Annotated in this window: 12 protein-coding genes; 4 read left to right on the top strand and 8 right to left on the bottom strand. The window is 69.4% G+C overall.

All coding sequences use genetic code 11. From position 1 onward, the window contains the following. Positions 1 to 117: 117 nt before the first annotated feature. From pglW to pglZ, 4 genes are read left to right on the top strand one after another with little or no spacing between them, the layout of a single operon-like run. The gene (gene pglW, locus ACFZAM_RS04290; protein WP_391042569.1) at positions 118 to 4,722 is read left to right on the top strand and encodes a BREX system serine/threonine kinase PglW; all 4,605 of its coding nucleotides are present in this window, start codon (positions 118 to 120) and stop codon (positions 4,720 to 4,722) included. Next, entirely contained in the window at positions 4,719 to 8,333 is a 3,615-nt protein-coding gene (gene pglX, locus ACFZAM_RS04285) for a BREX-2 system adenine-specific DNA-methyltransferase PglX (RefSeq protein ID WP_391042567.1), read from the top strand. The genes pglW and pglX overlap by 4 nt, the downstream gene beginning before the upstream one ends. 14 nt (positions 8,334 to 8,347) lie before the next feature. Further along, positions 8,348 to 12,187 (top strand): DUF6079 family protein, encoded by a 3,840-nt coding sequence (locus tag ACFZAM_RS04280; RefSeq protein WP_391042564.1) that lies wholly within the window; start codon positions 8,348 to 8,350, stop codon positions 12,185 to 12,187. Continuing rightward, positions 12,187 to 14,991 (top strand): BREX-2 system phosphatase PglZ, encoded by a 2,805-nt coding sequence (pglZ, locus tag ACFZAM_RS04275; RefSeq protein ID WP_391042562.1) that lies wholly within the window; start codon positions 12,187 to 12,189, stop codon positions 14,989 to 14,991. Before ACFZAM_RS04280 ends, pglZ begins: the two co-directional genes overlap by 1 nt. A gap of 245 nt (positions 14,992 to 15,236) precedes the next feature. On the opposite strand, the gene ACFZAM_RS04270 is transcribed toward pglZ, so the two are convergent. From ACFZAM_RS04270 to ACFZAM_RS04235, 8 genes are all read right to left on the bottom strand, one after another. Continuing rightward, on the bottom strand, positions 15,237 to 15,542 hold the full coding sequence (locus ACFZAM_RS04270; RefSeq protein ID WP_391042559.1) for a DUF6368 family protein: 306 nt from the start codon (positions 15,540 to 15,542) through the stop codon (positions 15,237 to 15,239). 286 nt (positions 15,543 to 15,828) lie between these two features. Continuing rightward, positions 15,829 to 17,916 (bottom strand): FG-GAP-like repeat-containing protein, encoded by a 2,088-nt coding sequence (locus tag ACFZAM_RS04265; protein ID WP_391042557.1) that lies wholly within the window; start codon positions 17,914 to 17,916, stop codon positions 15,829 to 15,831. A gap of 229 nt (positions 17,917 to 18,145) precedes the next feature. Then, positions 18,146 to 18,487 carry an FG-GAP repeat domain-containing protein gene (locus ACFZAM_RS04260; RefSeq protein WP_391042556.1) on the bottom strand — a complete coding sequence of 114 codons (342 nt, stop codon included), beginning with the start codon at positions 18,485 to 18,487 and terminating at the stop codon, positions 18,146 to 18,148. Between the two features lie 152 nt (positions 18,488 to 18,639). Continuing rightward, positions 18,640 to 19,089, bottom strand: a complete 450-nt coding sequence (locus ACFZAM_RS04255) for a DUF2199 domain-containing protein (RefSeq protein WP_391042555.1) — start codon at positions 19,087 to 19,089, stop codon at positions 18,640 to 18,642. A 282-nt stretch (positions 19,090 to 19,371) separates the two neighbouring features. After that, positions 19,372 to 20,043, bottom strand: a complete 672-nt coding sequence (locus ACFZAM_RS04250; RefSeq protein ID WP_355335994.1) for a response regulator transcription factor — start codon at positions 20,041 to 20,043, stop codon at positions 19,372 to 19,374. Further along, a complete protein-coding gene (locus ACFZAM_RS04245) occupies positions 20,040 to 21,302 on the bottom strand; it encodes a histidine kinase (protein ID WP_391042552.1) in 1,263 nt (420 codons plus the stop codon). The genes ACFZAM_RS04250 and ACFZAM_RS04245 overlap by 4 nt, the downstream gene beginning before the upstream one ends. A gap of 389 nt (positions 21,303 to 21,691) precedes the next feature. Next, positions 21,692 to 22,510, bottom strand: a complete 819-nt coding sequence (locus tag ACFZAM_RS04240; protein WP_391042550.1) for an ABC transporter permease subunit — start codon at positions 22,508 to 22,510, stop codon at positions 21,692 to 21,694. After that, complete coding sequence (locus tag ACFZAM_RS04235) at positions 22,510 to 23,439, bottom strand: ABC transporter ATP-binding protein (RefSeq protein ID WP_355335988.1); 930 nt, start codon at positions 23,437 to 23,439, stop codon at positions 22,510 to 22,512. The genes ACFZAM_RS04240 and ACFZAM_RS04235 overlap by 1 nt, the downstream gene beginning before the upstream one ends. Positions 23,440 to 23,595: the final 156 nt, after the last annotated feature.

Genomic DNA, 23,595 nt, shown 5'->3' with positions numbered 1-23,595 from the left:
GTACCGCGATCCCGGGGCCGGAAGGCCCATGTGCGGGATGAGCGGAAAAGGGCTGGGGGAAGGTGATCGCGCCCGTACAATCTGACAAACTGACAACCCATCAGGGTGGCTGTCGGGATGCCGGACACGAGCTGCTCGGTGCAACCGTTCACCACCGGGGTCAGCACTTACGGCAGGGCGCGGGGGGATCGGAGAGCAAGGCTGATGAAGAAGGGTCGCTGGACGGCCGTCGCTCCTTCCGAGTTCCCGCACGAGCAGGCGGCCCTAGAGAGGATCCTCACGCCTCTGCCGGACGACGGTCCATGGCGGGCCTGGTCCAACTTCACCTTCGTCAGTCAGACGGGTCACGTTCGTGAGGTCGACCTCCTGGTCGTGACGCCGGGTGGCGTGCACATGATCGAACTGAAGAGTCTGCACGGCCGGGTGGAACGGCGTGGCGGCCAGTGGGTGCAGATCCCGCCGGGGAACCGACGCGGGTACGGCAAGGGTCTCGGCGATCCCCTGCGCCTCACCAACCAGAAGTCCAAGGAACTGGCTTCCCTGCTGCGCAGGTACGGCGCGAAGGTATACATCACCGAGGGTGTGTGCTTCACCGAGGACGGCCTCGACCTGGCGCTGCCGCCGCACGAGTTGAACGCCCACATCTACAACGGCATCCCGGCCCTCCTCGCAGAACTTCAGCTGCCGCCGCGCGAGGACCGGTTCAGAATCTCGTCCCAGGGCAGCGTCGACATCGACAGGACGCTCGCCCAGGTCGGTATCCAGCAAGTTGTCAGGGAGGCGAAGGTCGGACCGTTCATCCTGGACAAGCGGCCCTTCGACACTGGTGCCACCTGGGCCGATTACGTGGGCAGCCACGAGCAACTATCCGAGACCGTACGGGTACGGGTCCATCTGCGGCCCCGTAATTCGAGCAGCGAGGCGCGCAAAGCACTGGTCGAGGCGGCGAGGCGGGAGGCCGACACACTGAAGCGGATCCACCACCCAGGTGTGGTGCGCATCCGGGACTACTACCCCTCCGACCATGAAGCGGGCCCGGCGCTCACCTTCGATCACCATCCGGAGCGGCTGCACCTGGACGAGTTCCTCGACCGGTGGGGCGGGAAGCTGGACCTGGAGGATCGGCTCGCACTTGTCCGCCAGATCGCCGAGGCGATCAAGTACGCACACGCCAAGCGGCTTTATCACCGCGCCCTCACCCCACGCTCGATCCATGTCATCCCCCGTTCCAAGGGCGCGGCAGGGCGTGAGCTGAGCGAGGAGGAGCGCTGGCGGCGGCCCGTGATGCAGGTCTCCGACTGGCAGTTGGCCTCGCGTACGGTGACCTCCAGTGGAGTGTCCCTGGCGCCGTCCACCGTGTCGGGCGGGAGTGTCGACGACGCCTCGGACCCTTACCTGGCGCCGGAGTTGACCGCCCCGAAGGCCGATCCGGCGCGCATGGACGTGTACGGCATCGGCACGCTCGCCTATCTTCTCACCGCCGGCAGCGCTCCCGCCCCGACCCGCGCGGAGCTGCAGGCCGGCGCGGAGAGGGGCGAGCGGCTGGCACCGTCGGTGGTCAAGGACGGCATCCCGCCATTCCTGGATGACCTGATCGATGCCGCCACCGCCCAACAGCCGGACCGGCGACTCGACGCAGTGGGCGACTTCCTGGAGATGCTGGCGGACGTCGAGGAGGACCTCCGGCCCGCTGCTGTACCGGACGACGAGCAACCGCTGCAGGAGGAGGCCGCCGACGACCTCGATCCGCTGGAGGTCCCACCCGGCACGTTGTTGCGGGGACGCTGGCTGGTACGCCGCCGCCTCGGTACCGGCTCGACGGCGCGCGCCCTCCTCGTACTCGACGAGCAGCAGGGGAAGAACGACGCGTTCGCGGTGCTGAAGGTGGCGCTCGACGACGACAAGTCGGAGGCATTGCAGCGCGAGGCGGAAACCCTCGGTCGACTGCGGGACTCGAACATCATCCGGCTGCTCGTGCCTGGCACGTTCACCGTGGGCGGGCGTACGGTCCTGGCCACCGAGTACGTCGGCAACATCAAGGCCGAGGCCGACGACAAGCGCGACGACCGCACCGCGCGGGACGAGACCATGGCGCGCGTCTTGGGTCGCCAGGGCCGTCTCACCATGGACGACCTGGAGCGCTACAGCGACAACCTTTTCAACGCCCTCTACTACCTGGAAGGCGAGAGCGTCTGGCATCGCGACATCAAGCCGGACAACATCGCGATCCGGATCCGTCCCAACGGCACTAGGCAGGCTCTGCTCCTCGACTTCTCGCTGGCCGCCGTCTCGGCCCGCGAGACCGGCGCCGGCACATCCGGCTATCTGGACCCGTTCGTCGGCACTGTCATGCGGAACCTGTACGACGACGCCGCGGAGCGGTACGCGCTCGCCGTGACACTGCACCAGATGGCCTCGAACGAGCTGCCCCAGTGGGGCGACGGGTCCGTCACCCCACGTATGACGGATCCGAAGGAGTGGCCGTACCCGACGATCCAGTCGGAGGGCTTCGAGGACGAACTGCGCGACGGGCTGACCGAGTTCTTCCGCAAGGCGTTAAGTAGAGATGCGAAGCAGCGCCACAAGGACCTGCGGGACATGCGGACGTCCTGGCAGAGGGTGTTTCAGGACGCGCAGCGGCTGGCCGCCAGCGCCGGACACGAGTCACTGAGGCGGCAAGGACAGAGCTCCGCGCCGGACAGCGAAGCAGACACCGCTGAGCTGCGCGACCAGCTGGCCGAGGTCGCCACCCGTGACACTCCTCTGGTGCGTGCGGGTCTGACACCGTCCGCTTACTCGATCCTGCGGGACATGAAGCTCACCACGGTCGGTGCGTTCCTCGACCGGGCCAGCCAGACGTTCATCAACCGGCCGGGGCTCGGCGCCCGGACACGTACGGAGATCCAGCGCCGGCAGAAGGAGTGGCGTGCCCGCCTTGGCTCGCGGCCCGAGCCGGAACCGGAGCCAGAGCCGTCGCCGGAGGAGAGGACGCAGCGCGAGGCGGATCCCGAGCACATTGTCGGGGTGGTCTCCGACGCCCAGGACATCGACCATCTCCTGGTCGGGATCGTCCCGCCTGCCGCCGGTCGGACGAAGCGGCTGCACGAGGTGGCCGTGCACCTGCTGCGTGTACCCGGCGCCGACGGGACGCTACCGAACCTTCCGGTGTGGCCGCGACAGTACGACGCAGCGCAGGCTGTCGGGTTCGCCAACCAAGCGTCGATCTCGGGCGAGTTGAAGAAGTTACGCAAGCGCTGGGCGGAGGACGAGGGCCTGCTGGAGCCGCGAGCGGCGGTTCTGGAGCAGCTCCGCGTGCTCGGCCGAGTCGCCTCCGTGGATGCCCTTGCGGGCTGGCTGCTCGGCACCCGTGGCTACTCCCTGGGCGATCCGGAGGTACGACGGGCCGCCGCCTTCGCCGTGCTGCGCGCGCTGATTGAACGCGAGCAGCATCTGCCCGTCGATGAGCGGGCCTTCCAGCACTTCGCCCCGTACAAGGCAACCGATCCGGTGCGCCGCGCGGGCTTCCTCGCGCTGGAGGTCGACCCGGACAACGAAGCCGACGGCCCCGACACCCCGACCGCGCCCGCGCTGCTGAGCTATGTGAAGCGGCTCGGCGACGCCGCCGACCGGCTCGCGGGCCGGGACGCCCTGCCCGGCTTGAGCACCGTCCTCGCCGAGCTCAGCGCCGTGAGACTGCCCGAGGGTGACTTCCCCTGGGACGACCGGCGCGTCGCCACCCTCGCCGCCCAGGCGAGTCAGAACGCCGCGCTGTCGCCGCGGCTCGAGATCTACCCGCGCGACCTGGGCCTCGATCGCGCCCTGCGGCTCACCCAGGCGGGTCTGGTCCGCATCCTGCCGGGTCTGCCCGAGCAGCAGCAGCCAGGGCTCCCCCTGCGCGAGGTCCTCGAACGGGTCAACGACCGCTTCCCCGCTCTGGCAGTGCTCACCGGGATGAAGGACAGGCCCGAAGAGCTCCTCAAGGCGCTTCGCGAGGCAGGGTTCGACCTCAAGTACGCGGCCGACAAGAAGACGTTCCTGCCCCGGAAATTCGAGGCGGTCCAGTCGTACATCTCGGCCCTCAGCGGCAGCGGCTCCGGAACCGGAGGCCTGCTGGATCGGGAGTCGACCGCAGCTCGGGCCGATGCGCAGCTGGCGGGCGCCGCACGCCGCGACGGGCTCCGAGTGCTGACCGTGCGCGCGCGGATCGCGCCGGTGGTGGGACGGGAGCTGCACCGCCAGTACGGGGCTCGGGCAATGTCGGTGACCGAATTGTTCCTGAAGGGGCTGCGGGGCGACCTCACGCCCGGGCGCGAGATGCCGAAGTGGGAAGTCGTCGTCAAGGCGGACACCCTCCCGGCCGGGCAGCGGCCGACGGGGTTCGCGAACCTGCTGGCGGCGGTGTGGCAGGCCGTGCAGGGAGTCCTGGAAGGGGAGCTGGCGACGGGACACGAGGCTGACGCCGGCCAGGGCCCCGTTCTCCTCACCGACGCCGCCGTCTTCGCCCGCTACGACGGCATGCACGTCCTCGACCGGCTGACCGCGCTCGCCAGGCGTGGCGGCTGCCCCCTGTGGGTCTTGGTCGCCCAGGACGACGAATCCGCTGTCCCGAAATTCGCCGGACGCCCCGTCCCGTACCTCGAGGCCCAGCAGGAGTGGATCTCCATTCCCAAGTCCTGGACCCGCATGCACGAACCGAACGCCCTTGAAGGAGCCACCACGTGATCGACCGCAAGGCGCTGTTATCCGACCTGCAGGCACAGGTTAAGGCGGCGGAGACAGACCTCGAGGGTCAGGCGAAGAGGGAAAGCGCGGTACGCGAACGGCTCCGTGCCGAGTACGAAGCCTCGAAGAAGGTCGGCCGTACGGCGGCGACCTGGCAGTCCTGGCTCGATGAGCGGATCACGCAGGTGGCGGTGGCGTGGGTGCTCGGAACCGTCTTCGTACGGTTCGTCGAGGACAACGGCCTGGTACCGGAGCCGTACATTACCGCGCCCGACATCGCCGGGCGCGAGGTCGCGCAGGCACGGTACGACGAGTACGTGGATAAGGCGAAGGACCCCACGTACCGCGGCTGGTTCGAGCGAGCCTTCGAAGAACTTGCGGAAGGGCCGGCGGGGGCACTGCTGTTCTCGCCGCACAATCCGTTACGGCAGATCCCGCTCTCGCACGAGGGAGCGGGAGCGCTGCGGGACTTCTGGCAGCGCACGATCGACGATGAGGTCGGCACGCTGATCCATGACTTCACGGACCCGCTGTCGGGCGACGGCGACGGGACAGAGGGGTGGGACACCCGGTTCCTGGGCGACCTGTACCAGGACCTGAGCGAGGCCGCCCGGAAGAACTACGCGCTGCTGCAGACCCCGGAGTTCGTGGAGGAGTTCATCCTCGACCGGACGATGAACCCGGTGATACGGGAGCGGGGCGGCGTCGAAGGCCTGAAGATGATCGACCCGACGTGCGGGTCGGGCCACTTCGTGCTCGGTGCCTTCCGGCGGCTGGTACGGGAGTGGGCTGCGCAGCGGCCGGAGCTGGATGCGTACGCGCGGGTGCGCGGGGCGCTGAAGTCGGTGCACGGGGTGGACATCAACCCATTCGCGGTGGCGATCGCGCGGTTCCGGCTGCTGATCGCGGCAATGGCGGCGGCAGGGGTGCGGACGCTGGGGGAGGCGGCGGGGATCGATTGGCCTATGCAGTTAGCGGTGGGGGACAGCCTCATAAAGCCACGCGAGGTGACGGGCCGACTGTTCACGGCCGAGGGCGACCCGCTGGCCGAGTTCAAGTACGCGACCGAGGACATCCAGGACCGTCCGCACCTTCTGGACGAGGGCCGCTACGACGTGGTCGTGGGCAATCCGCCGTACATCACGGTCAAGGACAAGGAACTCAACAAGCACTATCGGGAGTTGTACGACGCCTGCTCAGGTAAGTACGCGCTGTCGGTGCCGTTTGCTCAGCGCTTCTTCGAGTTAGCGAAGAAGGGCGGGGCCGACGGCAAGGGCTATGGCATGGTCGGCCAGATCACGGCGAACTCCTTTATGAAGCGGGAGTTCGGGACGAAGCTCATCGAATCCTTCTTCCGTGATGCGGTGGAACTGACCGAGGTCATTGACATGAGCGGGGCGTACATCCCAGGACACGGGACGCCGACGGTCATCCTTGTCGGACGGAACCGTGACTGGACGCAGGGGCGGGGGGACACGATTCGCACGGTGCGCTCGGTGCAGGGGGAGCCTTCGGCTCCGAAGGAGCCGGAACGGGGACTGGTGTGGTCGGCAATCGTCGAGCAGATCGATGAGCCGGGGTCGGTGAGTCAGTGGCTTTCGGTGGGGGACCTGGACCGGGGGGAGTACTTCGGGAGGCATCCGTGGGTATTGGCAGCCGGTGGTCGAGAGATGCTGTCCCGGCTTGCGGACAGCTCGAATGGATCACTGTCCGCACTCGCAAGCGAGGCCGGCATCATGTCGGTCACAGGCGAAGACGATTTGTACCTGCTGCCAGCCGACTGCACGGCGTCGCGGATCGGTGTGCCGCAGACTCATCCACTTGTGACTGGTGACGCCATCCGCGACCACGAGATCCGTTACACATACGACACGGTTTGGCCGTACGACGAGAAGTTTAAAGTCCTTCCCCTGGCGGAGATCCCAGAGGTCGCCAAATATCTGACGCCTTACCGTGCGGCGATTTCGCGGCGCCGCCGTTTTGGCACTCCCATGATTGAGCGCGGACTTGCCTGGTACGAATGGCAGGAGCTCTATGCCGCCAAGCTGCGTTCTCCCCTCTCCATCACCTGGGGCGAAGTCGCAACCCATAACCACTTCGTGTTGGACCGGAGTGGAAACGTGTTCAACAGGACTGCTCCGGTGGTCAAGCTGAGAGAAGAAGCGACTGAGGAGGAGCACCTCCAGTTGCTCGGCGTGCTCAACAGCTCCACGGCTGCGCTCTGGCTCAAAATGGTCTGCCACGACAAGGGTAATGGCGGTATTGGCGGTGGAATTGCGAGTGGGGAATGGGAGCGCTTTTACCAGTTTAACGGTATGAACGTCCAAGATTTCCCCCTCCCGCCCGCCTACTCCACCACCCTCGCCATCGCCCTAGACACCTTCGCACAGCAACTCGCCACCACCACCCCCACCGCCGTAGCCACCTCCGCCACTCCCAGCGCCGCCGCCCTCCGCGAAGCCCGCACCACCTACGACGCCACCCGTGCCCAGATGATCGCCCTCCAAGAGGAGCTGGACTGGCACGTCTACGTGCTCTACGGTCTCACCGACACCGACCTTCGCCCCGCCGACCCGGCCGACGTCCCGCCCCTCGCTCTCGGCGAGCGCGCCTTCGAGATCGTGCTGGCCCGTGCCATCGAGCGCGGCGAGGCGTCCTCCGAGTGGTTCACTCGGCACAACTCCGCACCCATTACCGAGTTCCCCGCCCACTGGCCGGCCGCGTACAAGGACATCGTCAACCAGCGCATCGCGATGATGGATTCGAACTCCGCCATCGGCATGGTCGAGCGCCCCGAGTACAAGCGGCGCTGGGCCACCGACGGCTGGGACACCATGCAGAAGCAGGCGCTCCGTGCCTGGCTGCTCGACCGGATCGAGGCCAAGCGTGAGCTGTGGTTCGACAGTGCCGACCAGCCCACGCTCATCTCCCTGTCTCGCCTGACCGACCGCCTCCAGGAGGACGACGACTTCGCCGCCGTCCTCAGCCTCTACGCGCCTCGCGCCGACTTCGCGAAGACAGTCGCCGAGTTGGTCAGCGACCAGCACGTCCCGGCCGCCGCCGCCCTGCGTTACAAGCCCGCCGGCCTCAAGAAGCGCGCCGACTGGGAGCGCACTTGGGAGATGCAGCGCAACGAGGACGCCGCCGCCTCCGAGGACGAGAAGCGGAAGATCCGTGAGGCGACCGCAGTGCCGCCCAAGTACACCTCCGCCGACTTCCTGCGCACCAGCTTCTGGGCGCAGCGCGGCAAGCTCGATGTCCCCAAGGAGCGCTTCATCTCCCACGGCGCGCAGAACGTCCAGACGCCCGCGCTCCTCGGCTGGGCGGGCTGGGACCATCTCCAGCAGGCGCAGGCCGTCGTCGGTTATCTAAACGAGAACCAGCTGACGCAGGATGAGCTCGTCCCGTACCTCGCCGCCCTGCTTGAACTCCAGCCCTGGCTGGGCCAGTGGCACGGCGAGTACCTCCCCGACTTCGGGCAGTCCGCGGCGCAGGCGTACCACGACTTCCGTCTCGGTCTCCAGGGCGGGCTTGGGCTGACCGACGAGGACATCCGGGCCTGGCGGCCTGTGGCGGCGGCGCGCGGTGGCCGCGCCAAGAAGACGAAGTGAGTAGGGACAAAGACATGGCAGCGAACCCCGCAAACGGCAACCCCGGCACCCCCCTCCTCCGCGAGCTGATCCACATCAAGCCGGAGGTGTCCAGCTCCGACTACGTCCTCCAGCTCGCCGACGCCACCACACCCGAGGGCGCTGAGAAGGCTCTGGCCGATTACGTCGTCACCGACGACCTCGTGCAGCACTTCAACGAGGCCCTCGGCATTATCAAGTCGGCGGTGGACAGCCACTCCTCGAAGGCCGCGTATCTGCACGCCTCCTTCGGTGCCGGTAAGTCGCACTTCATGGCCGTACTGCACGCCCTGCTCAACCAGGCTCCGGCGGCTCGCAACAAGACCGACTTCGACCCGGTGTTCGCGAAGAACGGGTGGCTGCAGGACGGCCACCGGCGGTTCCTGATGGTGCCGGTGCACATGCTCGACGCCAAGTCGATGGAGCAGCGGATCCTCGGCGGGTACGTCAAGCGGATCAAGGAGTTAGAGCCCAAGGCTTCGACCCCGCGGGTGTACCGCACCGATGCCATGTTCCGAGACCTGCAGTCCATGCGGGAACGGCTGGGCGACGAGGCCGTGATCGAGTTCCTGGCGGGTGCCGTGCCTGCCGAAACCAGCGGAGACTGGGGCGAGTTCGGGGCCGATTTCGCCTGGACCTCCGAGCTGCTCGATGAGGCCATGGCCGCCGAGGAGCTGGAGGTCGGAGAGGAGTTCAACCCCGCTGACCCGTCCGCCCCGGGGGAGCTGCGGGCCCGGCTTGCCCAGGACACCGCCAAGGTGCTGCCCGGCTACGAGGAGCGCGCCGTCGAGCAGGACGGCGGCTTCATCAGCCTCGACCGGGGCCTGTCGGTGATCGCCCAGCACGCGAAGAGTCTGAACTACGACGGGATCGTGCTCTTCCTCGACGAGCTGATCCTTTGGTTCGCCTCCCGTATCTCCTCCTCGGAGTTCGTATCCCGCGAGACCGCGAAGATCACGAACCTGGTGGAGGGTGGCGACGAACGCCGGGCCGTCCCCGTCGTGTCGTTCATCGCCCGCCAGCGCGACCTTCGCGACCTGGTCGGGTCTGCTGAGGACGGGGGCCGCTATCAGCGCGCCATCGTCGACAACCTGGAACTCGCCTCGGGGCGGTTCGACCGCATCAGCCTAGAGGATCGCAACCTTCCTCAGATAGCCCACTCGCGCCTCCTGAGGCCGCTGTCGACCGAGGCGAATGCGGTGATCGGGGAGGCGTTCAAGAAGGCGAAGTCCACCAACGCCAAGTTCTGGGACGAACTCCTGGGCGGCGACGGGAACAACGTGGGTGCCACGGAGACCGCGTTCCGCTTCACGTACCCCTTCTCGCCAGCCTTCATGGACACCCTCGTCCACCTGTCCTCGGCCCTTCAGCGCTCGCGCACCGGCCTCAAACTGATGGGTGAACTCCTCGCCGCGCGGCGCAATCTGCTGCGCGTTGGCGAGCTGGTACCGCTCGGCGACGTCTGGGCACTGATCTCGGGCGGCGGCGACAAGCCGTTCACCGACGAGCTGCGGGCTGTGTTCGAGGAGGCAGACCGGCTGTACCGCAACCGGATGCGTCCTTACCTCCTCGACCAGCACCGGGTCGAACCGAGGCAGGTCGCGGCGTACCAACAGGACCCTGCCGCCATCGAGGATGGTGACCTCTCCCGCAGGCTCAAGCAGTTCACCGACGACGACCGGTTGATGTCGACCCTTGTCCTGTCCGCCCTCGCGCCCGCCGCGCCCGCCTTCCAGAACATGACGGTCAAGCGGCTCCTGGCCCTCAACGCCGGCACCATCAAGGCGCTCCTCCCCGGCGGCGAGATACCCGCTTTGATCAACAAACTGAAGGAGTGGGCGGGCCGCATCCCTGAGATCAAGCTCGCGGGCGACGGCGTGGCGATGACCGTACGCCTGGAACTGACCGGTGTGGACATCGACTCTGTCGTCCGTAACGGCCGCGAAGCCTTCGACAAGCCCCGCTACCGTCACGATGCCGCTGTCGAGCTACTGCGCTCGGAGTTCGCACTGACCGTGGCCAAGGGGCAGGGCGGTTTCGACGCGTACGACACCGTCGACTTCACCTGGCGGGGCAGCAAGCGGCGTACCGAGGTCGTCTTCGCCAATATCGCCGACCGGGAGGAGACCCCCGACTCCACGCTCACTCCCACCGACACAGAGACCTGGCGACTCGTCGTCGATCTTCCGTGGGACGAGGGCGAGTTCGGGCCGCGCGAGGACCTGAACCGTATGAACAGCTTCTGGGAGCGGCACCCCGAAGTCCAGCACTCCCTTGCCTGGGTGCCCACCCATATGACGACGACGATGTATGCGGACTTCAACCGGTACGTGGTCATCAAGCGGATCCTGAACAGCGGCAGCGACTTCGACAGCCGTTTTGCCGCTCACCTCGGCCCCGACGACCGGGTGCGAGCACGAGGGCTGCTCGCCACGCAGGCCGACACCCTGCGCGACCGGGTTCTCGCCGCGTTCAAGCAGGCGTATGGCCTGGCAAAAAAGCAGGAGGGGGACGTCCTCGACGACTTCTCGGACCACATCGCCACCAAGCCGGGCGCGACCACGCCCGCGCTCGGTTTGAGCGCCGCACCGCGCGAAGCGATCCGTGACATCGCGGGCAAGATGCTCGCCTGGCAGTACCCGGCGCACCCCGACCTCGGCGCACAGGCCGTCACGCCCGCCCAGGCGCGTACCGTCCTCGGGTACATCAGCGACGCTGCCGGGGCCCGCGAGGGCAAGGCGGAGATCGCGCGCGGAGACCAGGAGCTGATGCGGACGGTCGCACAGCCGCTCAAGCTCGGCACGATGGGGGAGAGCTACTTCACCCTCAGCGGGCATTGGCGCGAGCACTTCAACCGGCTCGCGAAGAACGACCCGAACCCGGACATAGGCTACGGCTCGCTGACCGCGTGGATGGACGAACCGCAGCGTATGGGGCTCCCGACCCACATCCAGCAGCTCATCGCGGCCGCGTACGGCGAGATGGAGGACCGAGTGTGGGTCATCGGCGGGGCCCCCGTAGCCGACCTCAAGCTGGGCGAGATCAAGGACGGCTGGGCGTTGCGGCGCCAGCCCTTGCCCTCCGAGCCGGACTGGGAGTCGGCCCGCGCGCGCTGCGAGAAGGTCTTCGGCAAGAAGGCCCTCGTGCAGTTGCGCGGGCGGATCGTCAACTCCTTCGCCGATCTGGTGCGTACCGAAGTCGACAAGCTCTTGCCGGCCAATCGCGAGCTGGTGGCCGAGCTGGAGCGGCGAGCGGACTTCCTCGGCCTCGACGACACCGCCGTCACCGGCCGTCTGCACACCGCACGCCGCGGCCTTGCCCTGCTCGAGGAGCTGCTCGCCGAGAAGGGACGCGGGGCCAAGCGGGTCGTCGAGGCCCTCGCCGCCTTCGGCCTCGGCGAACTGACGCCGGAACGGATCGGCTCATCCGTCACGACGGCGGACGCGGTGGCGTCCGCCCTGCAGAACGCGTCCTGGGACGTGCTCGAACTCGGCGCGGGCATGGATGCCCTCACCACCCTCCAGGAGGACGCGCGCGAGGACCAGTTCAGCAGGAAGCTGCAGGACGCCCTGCCGCGTGCTCAGCGGGCGATCACCCAGGCCCTGGCCGTCCAGCGGCAACAGCAGAGGCGGACCGAACCACCGGTTGCCACCCCGGCCTTGCCCACCCCGGACCAGGTGCCGCTGACCGCCGACACCTCGCACTCGAAGGTCGAGACCACTGCTCGTACAGGCTCGGTGCGGGGCAGCGCTGCCGAGGTCGAGCAGGCCCTGCACCAGGTGGCGGCTGCGCATGCCGGCAAGGCCATCGAGATCACGTGGAAGGTGGTCGACTGATGCCCCAGGCCGGTCGGGGCATCGCCCGCCTCACGCCCACCGCTGTCGCGAACTACCTTGCCGGTCAGCGCGAGCTGCTCAAAGGTCTCCAGCAGCCTGGCGGCGACACTCGCCGGGTGGTGCTCCTGCGCTCGGCACCCACGTGGGAGGAGCACGCCATACTGGCCTGGAACGGCGGCCGGCGCGCACGAGTGGCGACCGCGCCGTCCGTGCTCGCCGTCTACCAGGAGGCGCTCAGCCACCTCGACGCCCCCTATCCCGATGCGGTGGCGGACCCGTCCCTGCTCGTGCTGCTCACCGACCGGGAGGACGCCGAACTCGACCCCGGCATCCTGGTCCGCGCGTACCGGCACGCCATCCAGCACGTCGACAACTGGGACCTCATCCGCGAGACCTTCACCGCCTCCGGTATCGATCCACGACTCGGCGACGAAACCTGGGGGGTGGCCGAGGCACTCCTCGAAGCCACCCCCGCGGGCGGCTGGCCCGGCCTCAACCGGCAGGTACTGTCCCGTACGCACGCCCTCACCGCCCTCGCGCGGCGGCGGCTGCTGCTCGGCGCGGACGCCCAGCTCGACATCGACACTCTGCTGCTGTGGAGCCGCACCTCCTCCGAGGGGCCGCGCGCCTACCGCGCGCTGCGTGACGGGGAGCGTGCCGGGCTGCGGCGCTTCCTCGCCGAGGTGGACCAGGCCGGTCCAACCGCCGATGCCCTTCTGTCGATCGCCGAGCACGACGAGCCGTCGGTCGCCCTGCCGTTCGGGCTTGTCGCCGCCGCGCTGTGGCAGCACGCCCCGGACGGCCCCGAGGTCTACCGTGCGCGCGGCCGAGCGGAGAACATACTCGGCCGCGAGTTCACCGACGAGGCCATGCGGCGCTACGGGGAATCCGCCGAGAACCTCGTCGCACGCAACGCACAGCTCCTCGCCGAGGTCACCCCGGACGCCGAACGGCTCGCCGGACATCTGGGTGCGACCGAGGCCGTAGGCCACAGCCCCTACCTGCCCGCAGGACTCGAAGCGCGCCTGGCCGCCGTGGGTTCGGCGATTGCCGGCCGCGATCTCGACGCCTGCCGTACGGCGCTACGCGCAGTGCAGGCGCACCACCTTGCCGAGACGGCCCGCACCCGGATCGGCCGCGCCCGGATGGCCGTGCGCCTGGTGCAGTGGTTGGCCGCCGAACCTGAATGGACACCGGACACCGTCGCGGGCGCCCTCGCCCATTACAACTCCGAACTCTCCTGGGCCGACCGTGCTTTGGAGTACCTGGAGGCGGGCGGCGATAACGAGCCCGCCCTGTCCGTCGCCTACGACGCGCTCGGCGCCGACGTGCGTAAGGTGCGGCGCCGCATGGACCGGGCTTTTGCCGAGCGGGTCGCCGAGTGGACTACAGCGGGTACCGCTCCCGGTTCGATGCTGACGGTCGAGTCCTTCCTCGAGCGGGTCGCGAAGCCTGTGGTGAAGTCCCAGCGGCGACTGATGCTGCTCGTCGTGGACGGCATGAGTGCCGCCCTGGCGGGACAGCTCGGCGAGGAACTTGCGGCGAACTGGACCGAGTACGACCCCACCGGCGAGAAGCAAACGCCCCCCACCCGCCAAGCGATGGCCGCCGCCCTGCCCACCGTCACCGCCGTCAGCCGTACCACTCTCCTCACCGGCACCCTGCAACGAGGGGACCAGAAGACCGAGAAACGTGAATTCCCGTCCCTACGACTGTGGTCGGGGCACAAGGCGGCCGTTTTCCACAAGGACGACCTCCGTCCGACCAGCACAGGTGGACGCTTCGGGCCCGCCCTGGAGGCGGCGCTGGCCGACGATGTCTCACACCTCGCGGTCGTCCTCAATACCGTCGACGACGGCCTGCAGAATGACGAACGCCTCGACGAATGGGACTGGACGATCGATGACATCGATGCCCTGACCCCGCTGCTGGACGAGGCCCGCCGACGAGGCATGGCCGTACTGATCACCAGCGACCACGGTCACGTACTGGAGCACCGGGGCGTGAAGGTCCCCACCCTCGAGGCCGTCAACGCCCGCTATCGCGACGTCCCGGACGGTGTCGCCGAACCACTGGTCAGCGAAGCGGAGACGGTGCTCGCTGGCCCACGAGTGGTCGGGGGCCCCATCGTCGCCCTGTGGTCGGCCGACACCCGCTACACGAGCCGCGCCGCCGGATACCACGGAGGAGTCCACCCGGCCGAGTTCACCATCCCTGTGCTCGCGTACCTGCCGGACGGTTCGACCGAGCACATCCCACCAGGTTGGCGGCAACTCACTGACACCTACGAGCCGGACTGGTGGAAACTGGACACCACGCGCCTGCGCACGACCTCGACACCGCCCTCCACGGAGACCGGGACGGCACAGGAGACGAAGCCTAGGCGCACCCCAAAGAAGTCCGCTCCACAGGACGCGGGTCTGTTCGACATCGCGGTGTCCCCCAAACCCTCCGCGACCGAGGGAACACTGCCAGCCGTGGCAGCTCAGTCGCCGGTGGAGCAGCTCCTGGACGACCTCTTCGCCTCCCGAGCCTTCAGCGACCAGCTCGCTCTCCTCCCTCGCAAACAGGACCCGGAGAGACTTCGCCAGGCCCTCGCAGCACTCTGTGAGAACAACACCCTCCCTCTGACAGCTGTGGCCGCCGCCGCGGGCATGCCACCGGCCCGGGCTCGCGGCTACGCCGCCATCCTCACCCAGCTCCTGAACATGGACGGAGTCCAGGTCCTCGAGCTCCTCCCTGACAACAAGACACTGAAGCTCAACCCGCCGTGGCTGAGAGCCCAGTTTGGGCTTGAGGGGTAGGTCCGTTGCGGGCCTCGCCCTGCACGGAGCCGGCCACGGCTCCGACGATGCCGTTCGACGCCCGGGTGTCATCGCGGCACATCTCGTGTGGCCCCGCTGGGAGAAAATTGGGAGACGATCATGAAAAACCCGCCTCCCGAGACCCGCTCAGACCAACCCTCACCAACCCCCTGACCTGCGGTTTCCCGAATCGCGCAGGTCACACCAGGGGCCTCAACTGCGTTCGGGACGAAGTGGTCGTGGGTTCAAATCCCGCCGCTTCGACTGGTGAAACTGCAGGTGAGGGGCGGTCTTCCGATGCGGAAGGCCGCCCCCACGGCGTTGTGGGAGCCTCCCGGGTGGTCGAGGTTGGAGGCGGGGGCGGCACAGATGCGGTATGTGCTGACGGCAGGTTCGAAGGATGGGGCTGCGATCAGCGGGGGGACTGAGTCCGGCTGCTTCAGGAGGCGGAAGCCCGGCTGTTGGGCCCATGCCCTGAGGAACTTCGCTGAGCAGTATGCGGCGGTCCACGGTTCGGTCATCACAGCGAGGCTGCCCGGAGGGACAGCCACAATCGAGTTCGGCGTTGGCGACGCCGCCGGCCATGTCCGTGACAGCGGCTGTCAGGGAGGCCGTGATGACGTGGTCGGCGGGGGGCGGGGTGGGGCCCATCAGGGGTTCCTGGTCCGCCTCGTCGGCGTGTTCGGTGCCGCGGAGCGGACCAGTGCGCGGACGGACTCCGCCGGCTCGGTCGCCGATACCGGTCCGGCCGTGGCTCGGAGGGCATCCAGCCGGGTCATCGTCCCCCATGGATCACGCGGATGGCGCGCGAGCTGCTACGCGGCGGGGAACTAGCGGTCAGAGGGCGGTGTTGTATTGGTGGGCGGGGAGGACGCCGGTGAGCTCTCGTTTGGCGAAGGGGGCGGCGGCGTTTCCGGTGCCGAGGTAGCGCCATGTCGTGCCGGTGCTGTCCCGGGTGATGAGGTCGGGCTTGCCGTCGATGTTGCTGTCGCCGATGCCGAACATCTGCGTGTAGACGTTCCAGCCCGGACCGATCTTGATGCGGGGGGCGAAGGTGCCGTTGCCCCTGCCCGTGTACAGCCACAGCAGACCGGCGTTGTCCCGGGCGATCAGGTCGCCGGCTGAGGAGCCGGCGATGTTGCCGACCGCGACGATCTCTTTGTAGATGTTCCAGCCCGGACCGATCTTCGTGCGGGTGGCGTAGGGCGCCCTGGCGTTCCCGGTGCCCCGGTAGAGCCACAGCGCACCGGAGCCGTCGCGGGCCACGAGGTCGGCACGGCCGTCGCCGGTGAAGTCTCCGGTTCCGGTGATCTGCGTGTAGACGTTCCAGCCCGGACCGATCTTCGTCCGCGCGGCGAACGTGCCCTTGCCCGTACCGGAGTAGAGCCACAGGACGCCCGCGTTGTCCCGGGCGATCAGGTCGCCGGCTGAGGAGCCGGCGACGTTGCCGACCGCGACGATCCGGCTGTAGATGTTCCAGCCCGGACCGACCTTGACCCGGTCGGAGCCGGTCAGTTGGTGGCTCTCGGGGTAGTACACGGTGTCCTCGCGCCACAGGACGCCGGAACTGTCGCGGGCCAGGATGTCCGGGGAGCCGTTGTCGGTGTAGTCGTGCGGAGCGGGCGGGCGCGCGACGGTGAAGCCGCCGCTCACGTTCAGCGTCGGCCCGAGGTTGTCGTACGGCTTCGCCGTGATCTGCCAGGTGTAGGCACCGTTGGGGGCGGAGCCGCTGTCGATCCCCCCGGTCCAGTCCATGAAGATCCGCCCGGCCCAGTCCATCCGCACCCAATCGGTGGTGTTGTCGGTCCGGTCCAGATGCCACCGGCCCACGGCTCCCGTCGCGGTGTGGAGCAGGGTGACGGTCACTTCGGCGTTACTGCGGGACAGTTGCCACCGCGCCTTCCACGGCGCCGGGTCGAGAGTCGCCGCCACGGGGACGCTGGAGCCGAGGAGAGCGAGCTTGGTCGGAGCTCCCTTGCTGGCGACCATGTCGGCGACCGGCGCGCCGTCGGGGCCGACGGAAACCCGGTACACGCCCTCGCCCTTGGCGACAGTGCCGCCCGTCACGAGCACCGCGCCGTCCGGCGCGGGGACGACGGTGGTGGCGTGGTCCAGGACCTTGCGCACGGCGCCGCCGCCCACCGGGACGGCCCGCAAGGAGAAGTCCCAGTCGGCGGAGCCCGCCCCGAGCTGTGTGTCCGGACCGAACACCGCCCAGTTCCCTGCCAGGCCGGTCAGGGGGTAGCCGGGACCCAGCGCGGACAGCCGCGTCACCGTGCCCGTGGCCCGGTTCTCCACGCTCAGCACCGGAGCGTTCCCGGTGCTCACGCTGGACACGTACGCCGGGGAAATGGCGGTCGTGAATCCGGCCGAGGCGAGGTGCGACGTGGTCGCGGTACCGGACGCGAGGTCGACCACCGCGAGACCGTCGGCCGTGGTCCCGCCCGCCACGGAGGTCTTGTAGGACAGCGCGAGCGCGCCGGTCGTGGCGGCCGCCGCCCGCAGTCCGAAGGCACCGCTGGGCAGGCCCGTGACCACCCGGTCGGTCGTGACTCCGTCACCGACACTCATCAAGTGCGCCTCGGTGCACGTGTCATCCGTGGGATACGGCACCCGGCACGCCACCACCGTCGATCCGACGACCCCCTTCAGGGAACGGTTCCTCCCCAACGGAACGACCGAGATGTCACCGGTCCCCATGTCGTGCAGTTCCACCCGGTGGTCCGTGTCGTACTCGGTGCCGCGCTCCAGGGCCACGACGTCGGACACCGACCCGTGCATCAAGGTCGCGGTGGACCGGCCGATGTCCCTGCCGAGCGGCGTGGTGGCGCCGCCCGCGTACCGGGTCCACAGCAGGTCCGAGTCCAGGCCGATCGAGAGGAAGCCGGTCGTACCGGCGCTGATGACATCTGCCGGAACCGGCAACGGCGGCGTGGCGCGGGGCGCGAGGCGTGAGGAGGGACGGTTCGAACGGTACCGATCCGCCGGGAACGTGAATCCTCCGGCGGCCCCCCACGTTCGAATTCGCCAGGATCGTAGCAGTCCACGGTCTTGATCGCCGAGGTCCGCGCGGCGGGCCCGGACCCCGACAACCTGACTGATCTGCGGCTCCGCGCCCCGGCCGACGCCGACAGTGACACCTCCCACCTGGTGATCAACTGCGCTGCGCGAGCCGGGAGTTGGCGCGTGCCGGGGTCAGAAGGTGCCGTTGAGGCCGTACCAATCGGCGCCGGTCCTCGATGCCGTCACCGGTGAAGTCGCCGTGCCGGGTCATCGCCGTCATGGAATTCCAGCCGGGGCCGATCAGCCGTCCGCGACCGCTGCTGCCGGGAACGAACCACAGCCGACCGGCCAGGTCGCGGGACAGCACGTCCGCGTACCGGTCGCCGTCGATGTCCCCGAACCCCGCCTTCACCGGGTTCTTCTCCGCCAGCCACCACCCGTAGGACGGCTCCGTGCACTCGCGCTCGGTCTTGAAGAACTTCAGCGAGGTCATCGTCCGCAGATACGAACCACCCGCGCCTTCCCCCGCCCTGCCGGGCTGCTGGCGGGACGCCGATCCGGCGAGCCGACACCGGGCGGTTGTGGGGTACTTGACGCGATCGGGAACGCGGGCGCTGGGCCATTGCCGGTTTGCCTCGGGTGTGGTCAGGCCGGGTGGAGTACCGCCGTGGCGATCTCGCGGACGCGGGCGGGCGTGATTCCGGTGCGCTGTTCGACGGCGAGGGGGTGGTCGGTGGGTTCGAGCTTGATGAAGGGGCGGGTGCCGAGCGGCCGGGTGTGGGCGTTGGTCTTGAGGTCGGTGGTGCTCTCGGGATAGAGGGACAGCTCGGTGCTGAGCCAGCCGAAGTACGGCTTCTCGGCCTCGCGGCCCTCGGTGTCCCACAGGTCGACGGCGCGGGTGAAACTGTCCTTGCTCAGGGAGACCCAGACGCCCCACGAGAAGACGTCCTCGCCGCCGATCACGGGTATCTCGATCAGGCCCTTGATGAAGAAGTGCTGGCCCCTGATGACGCACTGGTCCGACGACAGCATGCTGTTCGTATCGGCCTCGAAGGCGGGGTCCCAGACGTCCGGGGCGGGGGTCGAGTAGCTCATGGGGAGCTCCGCGTGATGGTTTCCGCAGCACGAACACGTGAAGCCGAGATCGTCAGACATGGCGGGATCCTAGTGGTCACGAAGCGCGAGGCCGCACCCCGAGGTTTCGGGCCCGCGCCCCGGGGATTCCCGTTGCCCGTACGCGTCGCCGGGCGCGTACGGGTGGATCGGTTCCGTGCCGGAAGCCGCCGTCCCGCGAGACCTCGGGGCCGGGCGCGGGCCGAGCCGAGCGTGGGACGTGGGACGTGGCGGGAGGGCGGCGGAATCCGTACGTTCCGGCGGTCAGCGTTTGGAGCGGACCAGGCCGGCGTCGTAGGCGAGGATGACGGCTTGGATGCGGTCGCGGGCGCCGATCTTGGCGAGGACGCGGCCGACGTGTTTTTTGACGGTGGACTCGGAGAGGACGAGGTGGCGGGCGATCTCGGAGTTGGTCCAGCCGTTGCCGATGGCGACGAGGACTTCGCGTTCGCGGGCGCTGAGTTCGCGGAGTCGGGGGTCCTGGGCGGCCGGGGAGTCGGGCGGGGTGAGGACGTGGTGGGCGTGGGCGTCGAGGAGGCGGCGGGTGAGGCTGGGGGCGACGACGGCGTCACCGGTGGCCACGGCCTGGATGCCCGAGACGAGTTCCTCGGGGCCCGCGTCCTTGAGGAGGAAGCCGCTGGCCCCGGCGCGCAGACCCTCGTAGGCGTACTCGTCGAGGTCGAAGGTGGTCACGATGAGGACGCGGGTACGGCCGCCGGCCGCGATGATCTGGCGGGTGGCCTCCAGCCCGTCCATGCCGGGCATGCGGATGTCCATGAGGACGACGTCGGGGCGCAGTTCGGCGGCCATGCGGACGGCCTCGGCGCCGTGGGTGGCCTCGCCGACGGGGGTCACGCCGGGGCTGCCCTCGAGGAGCATGCGCAGGCCGAAGCGCTGCATGGGCTGGTCGTCGACGATCAGCACGGAGGTGGTCATGGCAGGTGGCTTTCCGCCTTGTGGTCGGTGGGGTCGACGGTCGCGTCGAGCTGGACGTCGACGGTCCATCCGGGCTGGTCGGTGGTGGGGCCGATGGTGACCGTACCGCCGTAGAGGGCGACGCGCTGGCGGATGCCGACGAGGCCGTGGCCGTGCTCGTCGTCCCCGGTGGCGGGTGCCGCGGGGCCGGCGGCGTGCGACGGAGGGCCGGTGTCGGTGACGCGGATGCGTACCGTCCCCGCGTCGGCGGTCACGGTGACCTGCGAGGCGGTGGCCGTACCGGCGTGCTTGAGGGTGTTGGTCAGGGCTTCCTGGACGATGCGGTAGACGGTGAGTTGCAGGCCCTCGCCCAGTTTGGCGAGTTCGCCCGTGGTGCGGTACGTGACCGCGAGGCCCGCCGCGCGGACCCGTGCGAGGAGCATGTCGAGGTCGCCGATGCCCGGTTGCGGTCTGAGCCGCCGGTCCGCGGCGTCGTCGTCCCCGCGCAGGACGCCGAGCACGCGGCGCAGTTCGCCCAGCGCCTGCCGCCCGGTGTCGCCGACCATGCGCAGGACCGGGGTCGAGCTCTCGTTGTTGCGGGCGGCGAGCGTCGAGGCGCCGTCGGCGAGGGTGACCATGACGGAGAGGTTGTGGCCGACGATGTCGTGCATCTCGCGGGCGATACGGGTGCGTTCGGCGGCGGCGGTGAGCCTCGCGCGCTGGTCCCGTTCGACCTCCAGGCGCCGGGCGCGGTCCTCCAGCGCGGTCAGGTACAACCTGCGGGTCCGCAGGGTCAGACCGGTGGCGACGGCGGCGGTCACCAGTCCGAGGAGGAAGAAGAGGACGAGGAACTCGCTGCCCGCGGGCTCCAGGGCGAAGACGTCGACCACGTTCGCGGCGGCGGCCACGGCGGTGGCCCAGCCCAGCACGCGCGGGGAGCTGTGCCGGGCGACATTGTGCAGGGCGATGAGCGGGCTGAACGAGGCGACGAGCCCGGCGTCCATCGCGGACTGGACGAGGAAGGCGGCGATCGTCACGACCAGCACGGTGGCCGGGGCGCGGCGGCGCCACCACAGCGGCAGGACGAGCGCGGCGAACAGCACGTAGAGGGTGGCGGTCGACGGCGCCCCGTGCGCGTCGGCCGCCGCGACGGCCGCGGGCGCGCCGCCGGAGAGCAGGTTGGGCAGGCAGACGCCCGCGAAGAGCAGGACGACCGCGGTGTCCAGCAGCCAGGGGTGCCGCCGGTCGTACTCCCGCAGGAGGCCGCTGGCTTGCAGCATGAGGTTCAGGACCGGGTGCCCCAGGGCGGCCTCGGGACCGAGGGACGGCACCGGCGTCCCCCGGTCCGGGGCGGCGAAGGCGGTTCGGGGGTCGCGGTCGGAGAATCCGGCCCCGGGGCCCCGGTCCCAGGCGGAGACCTCGACGCGGGGGTCCCGCCTCCTGGCCAGAAACCCGACTCTGAGATCCCGCCTCCCGGCCAGGAACCGCGCCCTGGCATCCCGGCCCCGAGCCGAAAGCCCGTCCCTGACATCCCGGCCCCGAGCCGCGAGCCCGTCCCTGACATCCCGGCCCCGGGCCGCGATCGTGGCCCTGAAGTCCCGGTCCCGGTGCATAAGCCTCATTGTCACCGCTGGTGACCCTTCCGACGAACGGTCGGCCGCCGCGACGATCAGACGTCGGACCGCTTCAGCCGGATGGCTGCGGCGCCCAGGGCCACGGCCACCCAGGCGGCGAAGACGGCGAGTCCCGCGCCGGGCGACAGGGAGTCCGACGCCTTGTGCAGGGCGTAGATCGCCGAGCCCGCGTTGCCGGGGGTGTACCGCTCGACCGCGTCCTGGAGCGAGTCGGGCAGCAGCGCGGTCAGGCCGGGCAGCAGCATCAACAGGCCGACCAGGGCGGCGATGCTCCCGGAGGCGGAGCGGATCAGCGTCCCCAGGGCCACGCCGAACACGGCGAACAGCGCGAGGTAGACACCGGCGCCGACCAGGCCGCGCAGCACGCCCTCGTCGCCCAGGGACAGCGCGATGTCGTCGCCGCGCAGGCTCGCCGCGCCCAGGCCGAAGGTGACCACGGCGGCGACCGCGGTGAGGACCAGGACCAGCGAGCCGATCACGGCGCTCTTCGACGCCAGGACCGGCCACCGGCGCGGCACCGCCACGTAGGTCGAACGGACCATGCCGGTGCTGTACTCGCCCGCGGACATCATCACCCCGAGCACGCCGACGATCAGGCCGGTGACGCCCGCGCCCGTCAGCGCGAGGCCGACCGGGTCGTCGGGCGTCCCGGTCGCGTCGGCGCCGGGGGGACGGTAGACGGCGGCGGCGATCACGCCGAAGGCGACGAGTACGGCGACCGAGGCCCCCAGGGTGATCCAACTGGAGCGCAGCGAAAGGAACTTGCTCAGCTCCGAGCGCAGGACGCGGCGGCCGGTCACCCCCTGCCCGTCCCGGTCGGCGCGTACGGCGACGGCGATCGTGTCGGTGGTCATCAGGCGGCCTTCCGCTCGGTGCCCGCGGGGTCGCTGTGGTACTCCACGGAGTCATGGGTGAGGCGCATGAAGGCCGTCTCCAACGAGACGGTCTGCGGGGCCAGTTCGTACAGCGCGATCCCGCAGTGCGCGGCGACCGTACCGATGTCGCGGGCCGCCCAGCCGTGGACGAGCAACTCCTCGTCGGAGGAGGACGTGATGGTGACGCCCGGCGCGGCCAGCGCGTCCCGCAGCCGGGCGGCCTCGCCGCTGACGACCCGCACCCCGCCGCCGCCGGCCTGGTGCGTGAAGTCCTTGAGCGAGGTGTCGGCGAGGAGCCGTCCGCGCCCGATGACCACGAGGTGATCGGCGATCAGCTCCATCTCGCTCATCAGGTGCGAGGAGAGCATCACGGCCCGGCCCTCGGCGGCCAGCCCGGTCAGCAGATTGCGCACCCACAGCACGCCCTCGGGGTCGAGGCCGTTGACCGGCTCGTCGAGCATGACGGCCTCGGGGTCGCCGAGCAGGGCGGCGGCGATGCCGAGCCGCTGGCCCATGCCGAGCGAGAACGCGCCCACCCGCTTGCCCGCCACGCTGCCGAGTCCCGCCAGTTCGATGACCTCGTCCACCCGGCCGCGCGGAATGCCGTGCGTGAGCGCGAGCGCCTTCAGGTGCCCGAACGCGCTGCGCCCCGGGTGGACCCCCTTGGCGTCGAGCAGGACACCGATCTGGCGCAACGGCGCCCGGTGCCGGGCGTACGGGCGGCCCCCGACGGTCGCCGAGCCCCGGGTCGGGGCGTCCAGGCCGACGATCATGCGCATCGTCGTCGACTTCCCGGCCCCGTTCGGCCCGAGGAAGCCCGTCACCTCACCGGGCTTCACGGAGAACGACAGCCGGTCGACCACCGTCTTGTCCCCGTACCGCTTCGTCAGTTCACGCACTTCGATCATCGGCCTCTGGTCCCCTGGTCCTCTCACGTCCCGCGCGCACGCCTCGCGTACGGAACTCACGCGCTCACCGCGTTCGCAGCAGTCGTCGCACTCATCGCGCTCGTCGCACTCGTCGCGCTCATCACGCTCTTCGCACTCGTCGAGGACGCGGCGCGA

Origin of the sequence: Streptomyces sp. NPDC008079 (genome assembly GCF_042957385.1) — a bacterium.
Lineage (GTDB): Bacteria > Actinomycetota > Actinomycetes > Streptomycetales > Streptomycetaceae > Actinacidiphila.
This window is presented reverse-complemented; position numbering and strand designations above follow the sequence as displayed.